The organism is Streptococcus suis, assembly GCF_016743335.1.
Taxonomy (GTDB): domain Bacteria; phylum Bacillota; class Bacilli; order Lactobacillales; family Streptococcaceae; genus Streptococcus; species Streptococcus suis_Y.
This window is the reverse complement of sequence record NZ_WCJE01000025.1, coordinates 20,728-33,181: the sequence shown is the minus strand read 5'-3', so window position 1 is coordinate 33,181 and position 12,454 is coordinate 20,728. Positions and strand designations below refer to the sequence as shown.

Genomic DNA, 12,454 nt, shown 5'->3' with positions numbered 1-12,454 from the left:
TTATTTGTTCAGGTCTTTTTGTCTATTCTTTCTTGATACCAATTTTTGATATAGGTCAATTCATCCTGACTTAAAAAATGTCCCTTGTCAAAACGAACTAGGTTGGCTTTGGGAAAAGCTGATGCTTGCCAGTCATCTACAAGATGTTCAAGAACCATTTGGTCAATTAACACATCATTCTGACCTAACGTAAATAAAAGTTCTGCTCTGCCATTTTCCATAGGAAAAGCATAACCTAAGGCCGAAGGGTGGAGTAAGATATAATTGTCCGCCAGGTTTGCTTGCTTGGTCAACAAGCCCATGATGAAATTAGCACCGTTTGAAAAACCTACGAAAGTAATCTGACGATAATCTCGGATGTCCAAGTCCTGCCAAAAATCCAGAAAAGCCGACAAGCGCATTTCAAAATCAACAAGATCCAACTGACCGTCGATCAGCGGGGCAAAGAAACGCCTTTCCCTGCCTTGACCCCAACTGCCATCGAAAGAAAGGACAGAAGCTTTTGGATCCAACTGTTGGCGGAGAAAGAGCATGGATTCCTTGTTGCCACCTGTGCCGTGGAAAAAGACCAAAAGACGGGGACTGGTCCCTTTGATAAAGCGATAATCCATATCTCATTTCTCCTAATAACGTTGGGAGAGATTTTTTTCGATTTCCTGTCTGTCCTCTTCAAAGAAACTTGGCAAGAACAGTTCAACTTTATCTAGCAGCTTATCTTGTCTTGGCATGGTAGCCTCTCTTTCGCCAGCCATGGTCGCGACCTCAAACATGAGATAATTGGGCGCTCGGAAGTACAAGGAATGAATGAAATCTCGATTAATGATACCAGAATGTGGACGATTGATGAGATTTAAGCGACTAATCAGGTCTTCCAAGTCGGACTCATTTAAGACACCAAATGCAATATGATGAATGGCCCCGACTCCCATCACGCTGATTGGCGACTCTTGGTCAAGTATCAAATATAGCCGATGTTGGAAGGTGTTGTCAAAGAGAAGAGAAATCACCATCTTATCTTCAAAGACAAATCGACTTTCCTCGACAAAACCAAAAGTCTCTGTCAGCAAAGATAACAACTCCTTTTCTTCACGAATCCGCATATGTAGACTGGCGATGCCAAGAATAGCGTATTCTGACGGAATTTCATCTGTTTTATACGGAAACATTTCTCCGATAGCGTTATGATAGGTCAAGCCAAGCAACTGGCCATCTTCATCTTGGAAATTCAGAATATGCCCATTTCCAAAAGCCTGAATTCCTTCGTTTTCCACTTCAAACTCTGTCAGTCTTTTCTGCCAGAATTCCAAGGCAGCAAAATCTTTAACCAGAAAAACGGTTCGTTCTAAACGATTGCTGCCAAGCCGATGACTAGGATGATTGGGCATATCAAAAATGGTAAATTCCGTTCCAAAGCGACCTTCATCATCACCCAAAAAGAGATGATACATGCTTGAATCTTCTTGATTGACAGTTTTCAAGGTCAATTTCAAACCAAGTATATGATGATAAAAATGATAGGCTTGATGAATATTTCCTACCAAGCTTGAAATGTGATGAATACCTGTATTGTTCATAAGATGACCTCACTGATGTTGATAGACTTATTTTATCACTAATTATTGACAAACAACAATCTTTTGCTCACGATTGACAGTCAAGTAATAAAAAACTTCCCTAACCATTGCTGATTAGAGAAGGATATTTTTTAAAAAATGAGACCATAAAGGAGAGCCGCAAGCAAGCCTCCGATGATTGGACCAACTACTGGTACCCAAGCATAGCCCCAATCTGAATCGCCCTTGTGCTTCAATGGAAGGATGGCATGCATGATACGAGGACCAAGATCACGCGCAGGGTTTAGGGCATATCCTGTTGGACCACCAAGAGAAACTCCGAGTGATACAATCAAACCACCGACGATTAAAGTGCCAAGCCCTGTTGGAAAATCATACTGACCGAAAGCCAGTAATCCCAAGACCAAAACAAAGGTTCCGATTGCTTCGCTAATGGTATTGGAAACAAGGTTGCGGATGGCAGGTCCAGTAGAGAAAGTTGCCAACACAGCACCAGTGTCTTCTGTTGCATCATAGTGATCTTTGTACATGAGGTAGACCAAGATACTTCCGATAAAGGCTCCGATAAATTGTGCAAGAATGTAAGGGACTACAGAAGCCCATGGGAGATTTCCTGCAAAAGCCATTGCAATTGATACAGCTGGATTGAGGTGGGCAGGTCCCAATAAACCACTCACAAAAGCTGCCATGGCTACTGCTAGACCCCAACCAATTGTGATTACAATCCAACCAGCATCCTTGGCCTTACTCTTATCTAGTACTACCCCTGCTACAACACCGTTACCAAGTAATATCAGCAAGGCAGTACCCAGTACTTCACCGATTAATTCATTTGTCATCATGCACCTCTTTCTATTTTTCTTTCAAATGGGTCAAATCATTCTTAACAAGTGTATCTGCCAACAATTGTTCCTGTTGAGCAACTTCTTCCTCTGACCAAGCATAATAAGCTGCCATTTCCTTGATGATTTCAGGCGCAACTGCATCCAACTGCTCACGCATAAAGAGCATGTAGTTGGTACGACGAAGAAGATAGTCAACTGCAGTCAAGGTCATCTCTTCCTTCATAGCATAGTGAAGGGAAAGCAAATCACGCTTGTTCAAGCCAGAAACGGCTTCTACTTTATGGTTTAATGCAAAGACTTTTGGAGCATTTGAGCCGTACAAGTTTGCCAAGTAAAGCGCATCATCATAGACAAGACCTTTCTTCACACCTAGTTGAGCCAGATGTTCGATTTCTTCTGCTACGTTTGCAGGGTTCAATTCACCACCAGAGACTGGATAGGTCTTAGAATTGATGAGTTTGAAGCTGCGACCATGTTCTTCTTTGAGAATGTCTGCCACTTTTTCAATTGCACCTTCCGCCATCTTACGGAAGTCAGTAATCTTACCACCAGCAAGAGTCAGCAAACCATTGTCATCACGGTCAAGGGCAGAGCCACGTGATACAGCTGAAGGATCCAAGTGTTTTTCAGAAACGCTACCTTCCAAATGTGTCAAATCATGTTCCACATCGTCACGTGTCTTTTCATTGTTCAAATAACCTTTGACCGTTTCAATCAAGCTATTAAAGCTGCCATCGCTGAGCTTACCATTATTTCCACCGTTGTAGTCAGAAGCACCATTTCCAGACAAGAGGGGACGAAGACCTGCCCAACCGCTCTCAATGTCATCCAAGGTCAAGTTTGATTCTGGGAAGCGATTATTGACAATATCAAGCAGGTAGTCAACATCTTCTTGGGTTACCATTGGATTTGCCAAATCACCAGTATAGTCTGTATCTGTCGTACCAAAATAAGTTTTATTTTCACGTGGAAGGACAAAGACCATTCGACCATCCGCATAGCCAGTATCAAAGTAAGTCGGCTGTGGTACAGACAAGCGAGAGCTATCGACAACTAGGTGCACACCCTTGGTCGGACGCATCTGGAGAACGCCTGAACCTTCTCCATCCAGATTACGCACTTCATCACTCCATGGTCCTGTTGTATTGATGACCAAACGCGCACGGATTTCAAAGGTGCGGTCTGTCAGCAAATCACGAGCAATGATACCGACAACTTTTCCAACCTCATCTTTGATGAATTTCTCAGCTTTGACACGGCTGGCAATCAAGGCACCATCCTTGGCTGCACGTTTGATATTTTCAATAACCAAGCGGGCATCATTGTTACGGAAGTCAAGATAAACTCCTCCACCAATCAATCCTTCTTGCTTCAAGTTTGGTTCACGTTCCAGCACTTCTTCTCTTGTCAACACCTTATTGGCAAGGTCCGTATTGTTAACACCAGCCAAGAGATCATAGAGGTCCATAGCCACTTTCAAACGGAAAAGACTGAAGGTTGAACCTGGCTCGTCGTAGACTGGCAAGAGCATCGGGTCTGGCTTTGGAATATGTGGGGCAATATTTTGTACTACAGCACGTTCAGATACGGTATCGGATACCACTTCCACGTCAAATTGTTTGAGGTAGCGAAGACCACCGTGAACCAATTTTGTTGAACGGCTGGATGTTCCTTCTGCAAAGTCCTGCATTTCGATCAAGGCTGTTTCCATGCCACTTGCAGCTGCCTGTAAAGCCACACCAGCACCTGTAATACCACCCCCGATAATCAAGAGGTCAAGTTGACGATCCTGCATTCGCTCAATAGCTAAGCGTCTTGTTTCTTTTGAAAATTCCATACGATTCACTTCCTAACTTTCGAATAGGACTGTCTAACAAGAGGAAAGCCTTCTTTCCCCTAGCTAACAAGTCCTTTATTGCTCCTCATCCACTTCTGCAAATAGTTGAGTTGCTGCGACAGCTTTTTTCCATCCCTTGTAAAGTTGTTCTTTACGAGCTTCGTTCATGGTTGGTTGGAAGGATTGGCCGACAGCGTTGAGTTCTTTCAATTCATCCAAATCTTTCCAGAAACCAACTGCTAAACCTGCTAAGAATGCTGCTCCAAGAGCTGTAGTTTCAAGGTTTTGAGCGCGTGCGATTTCAATACCCAAAATATCTGCTTGGAATTGCATGAGGAGGCTGTTCATAGCTGCACCACCGTCAACCTTCAAGACAGAAATATCAATACCTGTATCCAATTGCATGGTATCAATAACATCACGAACTTGGTAGGCAATGGATTGAAGAGTTGCTTTGACGAAGTCTTCTTTAGTTGTTCCACGAGTTAAGCCGAATACTGAACCACGCGCATCTGAGTTCCAATACGGAGCTCCAAGTCCTGTAAAAGCTGGAACAACATAGACTTCATCATTGCTGGTAGACTTACGAGCAAGCTCTTCTGACTCAGGTGATGTAGTCACCATTCGCATGCTGTCACGGAGCCATTGAACCGCCGAACCAGCGATAAAGATAGATCCTTCAAGCGCATAATAGACTTTGCCGCCGATACCATAGCCAATTGTTGTGAGAAGGTTGTTCTGTGACAACTGCATCTCTTCACCTGTATTCATCACGATGAAGGAACCAGTTCCGTAAGTATTTTTCACCATACCTGGCTCAAATGCCAATTGTCCAAACAGAGCTGCCTGTTGGTCACCTGCCATGCCAGAGATTGGCACTTCTGCGCCATAGAAATGGAATGGAGCTGTTGTGCCATAAACTTCAGAGTTTGAACGAACTTCCGGCAACATGGCTTTTGGAATATTGAGAAGAGATAAAATTTCATCATCCCATTTCAACTCTTCAATGTTGTAGAGCATGGTACGAGCTGCGTTTGAATAATCCGTCACATGGCATTTCCCATCGGTCAATTTCCATACCAACCAAGTATCAATGGTTCCAAATAGAATCTCACCTTTTTTAGCACGTTCCTGTGCTCCAGGAACTTGGTCCAAAATCCAACGAACTTTGGTTGCTGAGAAGTAGGCGTCGACTACTAGACCTGTCTTTTGATGAATCATATCTGCATGACCATCCGCCTTCAGCTGGTCAGCAATATGAGCTGTTTGACGAGATTGCCAGACAACGGCATTGTAGATTGGAAGACCTGTTTCCTTATCCCAGACAACGGTTGTTTCACGCTGGTTGGTAATACCAATTCCTTCAATCTGATCAGGACGAACACCGCTTTCGATAAAGGACCCTGCAATCACAGACTGAACAGAATTCCAAATTTCATTGGCGTTGTGTTCAACCCAACCTGGTTTAGGGAAAATTTGCGTAAACTCTTTTTGGTAACTGCCAACCTTTTCACCTTTTTTATTGAAGATAATGGCACGTGAACTTGTAGTTCCTTGGTCAATGGCCATGATGTATTTTTCAGTAGACATAGGTCTCCCTCCTGTTTATTTACTTTTGTTGAAAACGCTTCCGTTTTCTTGGTAATTCTATTCTAACCCATTCTTGTGAATTTTTCCTATCATTTTTTTCAAAAAAATAAAAAAATCTGATAAGCAGTGGCTAGAAAGATGATTCTATCAACTGTTATCAGAGTTTATAAAATAAATTTTTCAAGGTTAAATGCACTTACATTTTTCACAAAGACTATCTGACATCATCTAGCGATGCTCGATAGGAAAAGAAGTTTTGGTCGCCATAATCTCTGATTGACAGGACTTTTGATGATATATATCCTGTATCCATGCCTTTAATTGTACGATGTCTTGGATTTTCAATCGATTTCCTAGGCAATAAACTGGAACGCTTGTATTTTCGAGGTAATCTGTAATGATCAAATCATAGTCATATCCTGCTTGGTAGGGCTCAATAAGAACCTGACGATTGCCTTCTAACTTCTCCCTTAGTTGCAACAAGAGAGGATAGGATAGAACCTCATGTAGGGAAGAAGCAAAAGCAACCTTGACCTGTATAGGCTGGACCTGACTAAAATAAATATACAAATCCGCAATATTTGTCAGATAAGAGTTCCTTATTTCTTTATCGACTTTTCTATGAAAAACTGATTTATAGACATCTTTTAGCAAGTCTTCTGCTTCTGGATAGAAACTAGAAGCTTCTACTTCTTCCAGTTCAAGGGAAGAATAAAAGAAATATAGCTGGCTCATAATTTGGTTCAGATGATAGAGCGCTTCTTCTGAGACTGGTAAATTTCCCTCAAAATATAACCGTAATTTCTGAAGAGCCAAAGAGGTAGCTTCCATAATCGGCCCACCGAAACCAAGAACCTGCTCTAATTGATGCGGCGCTAAAATGAAATGGCTAAACAGGAAAGCAAACAACGCCATAATCTCCCCTTCTTGGAAAGAGGTGGATTGTTGCTGACTTAGTGTAAAATACATCTTTCTCAAACGTCGGTAAAACTTATGTTCTTGATAGGGTTCCATCAATTTGTAAAGATGCTTAAAATCTAGCTGTCGCAATCGAGAGCGTTGCTGTGAAATCATTAACCACAACAACAGACGATGGGCTTGCTTGGGATTGAGCGGCGATTGATAGAAGCGTTCGAAAACCGGCAATAAGGCCTCTATTTTCCCTAGCATAAACTCTTCTTGTAATTCCGCTCTCGTAGTAGTCAAACTCAACATTTGATGTAAAAAGTACCGTATTTGAAGCTCACTACCTTTTAGACGACCACTTTTGATTCCAATACCAAATTCTGCCAATATCTGGTTCAAAGAGGCAAGATGGCGATTCAAAGTCGCTTCGCTTATCAGCAATTCTTGAGCCAGCTGTTGAATAGAAACCTCTTCCTTATCAGATAAATAAACAATAATTTGATATTTGGTACTGGTTTGACAGAGATAGGCTAGGATCCGATGAAGACTTAAACTGGCCTTTTTCTTCAAAAAGACCTTTTCATCTTCGAGTTGAAAAGAGAGTCCCAAGTCGGTTACTTCTGCTTCTTCATTGAAAGATACAATATAGCGAAGAAGAGTTGATTTTGACAATTCTAAATAGTGGCAAATATCCTTTAGCGATGGCGCCTCTTTCCTATCTTCTAAGTAGAGGAGAAGCTGATAAATGGCGCGCTCACGCTTTTCCAATAAGGAATCAATCCGCATAGACACCCTCCCCATCAACCTGATAAAATTGCCGAATATACTCTTGAGCGGTCTCTACGATGAAGGGGACCAGAGGAGTATTTCCAGGAAGACAGAGCCAAGAATGTTCTACCAAGTCAAAGACGGTCAAATCCTTTGAAATCGCTAGAGACAGTACATCCATCTGTTCAATATAATCTGCAGTAGAAACGAGTTGTCCCCCTATGATGCGCCCACTCGTTTCTTCGACAATCAGCTTGAAATCTACTAAAGTTGGTTCCCACTGGCTATATGACCTTCTAATCCGGATCGATTTACTCTCCAACCACAAGCTCGCCTCACTCTCGGTCAAGCCAAGGCTAGTTATATAATAGCCAAATACATGACTAGAAACAATCCGCTGGGCTCTCTTAATAGGAGCAATCCTCTTTTGCAAATTTCGAGCAGCCATCCTCCCTGTCATAATCGCATGATGAATCATCGGAAGATATGCCTGGCCAAAATAATCTACTGGGAGACTGACCAAATCACCTACAGCAAAAATATTCTCTTGACTTGTTTCAAGAAACTCATCCACCCATACAGTCCCTTCTGCAGTCACTTTTAGCCTGTCTTTCACTAGCTGAATATTGGGCGTCAAATTGGTGGATGGCAAGACTAAATCAGCTGGATAATTACCTGTGACTGTATGACAAACCAGCTGTTCTTCCTGAGTATCAATCGTTATCTGATTGACTGTTTCGGATAAATGAAGTTGGATTCCTCTTTTTTCCATCTCTTGACGAATCGACGCAATCATATCCTCATCAACGTACTTTGCAAGGAGTGAATCTTGCGCCTCAAACACATGCAAATTCAAATCCAACTGGCTAAGTGCATCCAAGCTTTCCAAACCAATCTGTCCTGCCCCGATCACTGCAACTGTTTTTGCATTTGTCAATTTCTCTAGACTAGCTTGTGCTTGAGATAGCGTTTTTGAACGAACTAGATAGTCTTGAAGTTCTTCCGTTCCCCATTCCCATGTTTGACTAGCTCCCATAGCCAATATTAGCCGGTCATAAATAATATCACCTATATCTTGATGATGCCGTATCTTTACCTTTCGCATTTCGGGATAAACTGCGAGAAATTCTGTTTCAAAAAGACAAGAAATAGCTGCATGCTGCACCTCACTGAACAAAGAAATCTTCGCTTCTTCCCAACCAGAAATTTTTCCTGCCACTTTCCAATTCAAGGTATTTGGAAAGTAAGCCACATCTTTTTCTCTATCAATTAGTGTTATTTGAGCATTTTGATACAATTTGCGACATTCCAAAGCTGCGCTTAAACCAGCAAAGGAGGCACCTATAATAACAATATTCATACTTAATCCTTTTATCGTTTTTAGTCATTATATCAAGAATGCCAAAAAATTGAAAAGGCTTGCAACTAAAAAGCACACCAGATAACTGATGTGCTTGTGTAAACTTAAATAAAACGAGGAAGATGGCCAGAAGCTCCTCTAGATTAATGTTTTTCTAAACACCTCACTCTTTATGCTCTAACTCACGTTAAAATAGTCACTCCCCTGACTATTTTAATAATCCGGTCGTACAACTCCTGTTACGGTCGCTTTGGTTGCTTCGTAGTCGCCGTCAACGACAACCTTGATAATGCGTTTTGCATCTTCTTCTGGACATGGTACCAATGGTAAGCGGAGTGGTCCAACTTCAAATCCCATATAGTTAAGAACTGCTTTAACTGGTGCAGGACTTGGATAAGAGAATAAAGCATTAACTTTCGGAATAAACTTGCGTTGAATGGCAGCTGCTGTTCGGATATCTTGCTGCTCAATAGCAGTAAACATCTCATACATTTCATCACCATTGGTATGTGAAGCAACGGAGATCACACCATCGGCTCCAAGGTTCATAGCATGAAAGGCATCGCCGTCCTCACCTGTATAAATCAAGAAGTCTTCTGGTTTATGCTCAATTAGGTAAGCCATGTTGGCAAGGCTTGTACACTCTTTAACACCGATGATGTTTGGATGCTCAGCCAAACGTAACATGGTTTCTGGCGTCATTTCGACCACGACACGACCTGGGATATTGTAGATAATGATTGGCAAATCAGAAGCATCCGCAATAGCCTTGAAGTGCTGGTACATTCCTTCTTGTGAAGGCTTGTTATAATACGGTACGATGGCAAGACCTGCCGCAAATCCACCGAAAGCCGCAACTTCCTTAGCAAACTCAATCGAATCGCGCGTATCATTGGTACCGATACCTGCAATCAATGGAACACGACCGTTGACAATTTTTTGCACAGCACCAAATAGTTCTAGTTCTTCCTCGTGAGTCAAAGTTGGACTTTCGGCAGTTGTTCCTGCCAACAAAATTCCTTCCGTATGATGAGCCAATAAATGTTCGACCAATTCTGGCAACACATCATAGTTAATTGCACCATCTTCTTTAAAGGGCGTAATCATGGCTGTTATGATTTTTACATCACGTAAATCTTGAATAGACATAGGCTTCCTCTCTTACTGATTGTTGCTAAAAAAGGCTGAGTGCAGCCTTTTGTGTACTTTTGGTTAATAAAATTATTTCAATTCAAACTTCAATTCTGCCGTTGGACGAACTAGACCACGCTCATGAAGGGTTTCAGCGATTTGAACAGAGTTCCATGCTGCACCTTTAAGCAAGTTGTCAGAGACAACCCACATATGAATACCGTTTTCCTTGTCCAAGTCCTTACGGATACGACCGACAAAGGTATCGCGGCTACCAACTGCATTGACAGCTTGTGGATAGACTTGGTTTGCCACATCATCTTCCAAAACTGCGCCTGGGAAAGCTGCAATGGCTGCTTTTACCTCATCAATTGGAGCAATTTCTTTTGTTTCAATGTAAACAGACTCAGAGTGGGCAGACAGGACTGGAATGCGGACGCAGGTTGCAGAAACAGCAATACTGTCATCTTCCATGATTTTCTTAGTCTCTTTTGTCATCTTCATCTCTTCATAAGTGTAGTCATTTTCAGTGAAGAGGTCGATTTGCGGAATCGCATTGAAACCGATTGGGTAGTGCTTCTTATCGCCACCAGAAGGAAGAATATTTGCTTCTACCGCTTTTGGCTCTACTCCATCATTCAAGACTGCACGCAATTGAGCTTGGGTTTCCAAGATAGCTCCCATACCTGCACCAGAAACCGCCTGATAGGTCGATACGATAATCCGCTCCAAGCCCCATTTCTGACGAACAGGTTCAAGCGCAACCATCATTTGAATAGTTGAACAGTTAGGGCATGCGATAATACCATTGTGGGCATCAAGCGCGTGAGCATTAACCTCAGGAACAACCAATGGTACATCTGGATTTTGACGGAAGTAAGAAGTGTTATCAACGACAACCGCTCCTGCTTTTACTGCGTATGGAGCATACTTGGCAGATGTAGAACCACCAGCTGAGAAGAGGGCAATATCCACGCCTTCAAAAGCTGTTTCTGTTGTTTCTTCAATGACAATATCCTGCCCCTTAAACTGCAAGGTCTTGCCTGCTGAACGAGCAGAAGCAAGGAAACGCACTTTCTCGATTGGAAGTGTTGACTCTTCCAACATTTTAATCATTTGGGCACCAACTGCACCAGTCGCACCAACAACAGCTACTACATAAGCCATAAAAAATCTCCTTTAGATCAATTCTTCAAAATTTTCTAAATATTTTATATTTAACAATTATATCATAATTTTTTCAAATGAAAAGCCCTGAGAAAGAATTTCCCAAGGCAATTACTTCGAACCTCTATTCACAAGTTTAGATGGACATGCTCAACTGTGAATGCTCTTCTTATTTATCTAACGAGCGAACATAGTAGTCAACAGCCATCAGAGCTTCTGCAACGTCTTCTGCTGAAATAGCAAATGGCATACCGTGAATTGTTTCTCCTTCAATCGTCGCTTGTTGGCCGACTTTCAATAGATCTTCATAACCAGCATCAGCCAAATGTAACTCCTCCAAAGTTGTTGGAAGACTCAAGGCTTGATAGAAACGGATGTATTTTTCCAATTCTTCTTTCGGACGGTTTTCCAAGAAGAGCTGGGTCAAGGTCCCATAAGCCACTTTTTCACCATGTGTCAAATGGTGAATGTCTCCCTCCAAGGCGGTGAATCCATTGTGTATCGCATGCGCCGCGGCCAAACCTGCACTTTCAAAGCCTAAACCACTTAGCAAGGTATTGGCTTCAACAATGTTCTCTAAAGCAGCTGTCACAACCTTGGCTTTACAGCTGGCCATGGCTTGAAGTCCATATTCAAAGAGTGTTTGTTCACAGGCTTGTGCAATAGCGATACCAGCAAGTGTCTGACCTCCTCCTGCCATTGTTGTTCCATTGCTTTGTAAAATAGCACGCGCTTCTACCCACGTCGCCAAGCCATCCGCAATACCAGAAGCCAAAAGACGTGGCGGTGCTTGACAAATAATCGCTGTATCTACTAAGACAAGATCTGGATTTTTCTTATAGAAAATATAGCGTTCAAACGCCCCTTCTTCAGAATAAATGACAGATAAAGCAGATGTCGGAGCATCTGTTGAAGCAATAGTTGGAGCAATGACGACTGGCACTCCTAGTAAATCAGCAATCGCCTTGGCTGAGTCAATCGTCTTGCCACCACCTAGACCGATTACGACGTCACTAGCTTGTTCTTTTCCGATTTCTACGACGCGCTGGATTTCCTTGTCAGATGCTTCTCCATTAAAGGCCACACGATGGACTTGCATCCCTTCTTCAACGAGATAGGACAAAAACTTCTCACCGACAATCCCATATACTAAATCATCACAAAGAATCAAAGGCTTTGTTCCCAATTTTCCGATAGCTTCTGCACCTTGGAAAAGAACATGTTTACCTTGAATATAGCGAGATGGACTTGCAAATACTTTCATAAGAATCCCTCC

The 12,454-nt window shown here is 42.3% G+C and carries 10 protein-coding genes; all 10 read right to left on the bottom strand.

What is annotated here, in order from left to right:
* Window positions 1-8: 8 nt before the first annotated feature.
* Entirely contained in the window at window positions 9-611 is a 603-nt protein-coding gene (locus F9856_RS08020; protein WP_236659577.1) for an alpha/beta hydrolase, read from the bottom strand.
* 12 nt (window positions 612-623) lie between these two features.
* Window positions 624-1,574: a VOC family protein gene (locus F9856_RS08015; protein WP_202106289.1), complete on the bottom strand. Its 951-nt coding sequence runs from the start codon at window positions 1,572-1,574 to the stop codon at window positions 624-626.
* 131 nt (window positions 1,575-1,705) lie between these two features.
* Entirely contained in the window at window positions 1,706-2,413 is a 708-nt protein-coding gene (locus tag F9856_RS08010; RefSeq protein WP_044681930.1) for an MIP/aquaporin family protein, read from the bottom strand.
* Window positions 2,414-2,426: 13 nt separating this feature from the next.
* Window positions 2,427-4,256: a type 1 glycerol-3-phosphate oxidase gene (gene glpO, locus F9856_RS08005; protein WP_202106288.1), complete on the bottom strand. Its 1,830-nt coding sequence runs from the start codon at window positions 4,254-4,256 to the stop codon at window positions 2,427-2,429.
* Between the two features lie 75 nt (window positions 4,257-4,331).
* Window positions 4,332-5,846 (bottom strand): glycerol kinase GlpK, encoded by a 1,515-nt coding sequence (glpK, locus tag F9856_RS08000; RefSeq protein WP_029944276.1) that lies wholly within the window; start codon window positions 5,844-5,846, stop codon window positions 4,332-4,334.
* 228 nt (window positions 5,847-6,074) lie between these two features.
* Window positions 6,075-7,538, bottom strand: a complete 1,464-nt coding sequence (locus F9856_RS07995; RefSeq protein ID WP_044775984.1) for a helix-turn-helix domain-containing protein — start codon at window positions 7,536-7,538, stop codon at window positions 6,075-6,077.
* Window positions 7,528-8,880, bottom strand: coding sequence for an NAD(P)/FAD-dependent oxidoreductase (locus tag F9856_RS07990; RefSeq protein ID WP_202106287.1), 1,353 nt, complete (start codon window positions 8,878-8,880; stop codon window positions 7,528-7,530). Before F9856_RS07990 ends, F9856_RS07995 begins: the two co-directional genes overlap by 11 nt.
* A gap of 213 nt (window positions 8,881-9,093) precedes the next feature.
* Window positions 9,094-10,029, bottom strand: coding sequence for a 4-hydroxy-tetrahydrodipicolinate synthase (dapA, locus tag F9856_RS07985; RefSeq protein ID WP_202106286.1), 936 nt, complete (start codon window positions 10,027-10,029; stop codon window positions 9,094-9,096).
* Between the two features lie 72 nt (window positions 10,030-10,101).
* Window positions 10,102-11,178, bottom strand: coding sequence for an aspartate-semialdehyde dehydrogenase (locus tag F9856_RS07980; protein ID WP_029188745.1), 1,077 nt, complete (start codon window positions 11,176-11,178; stop codon window positions 10,102-10,104).
* Window positions 11,179-11,347: 169 nt separating this feature from the next.
* Window positions 11,348-12,442: a glycerol dehydrogenase gene (locus tag F9856_RS07975; RefSeq protein WP_024376526.1), complete on the bottom strand. Its 1,095-nt coding sequence runs from the start codon at window positions 12,440-12,442 to the stop codon at window positions 11,348-11,350.
* Window positions 12,443-12,454 lie beyond the last annotated feature (12 nt).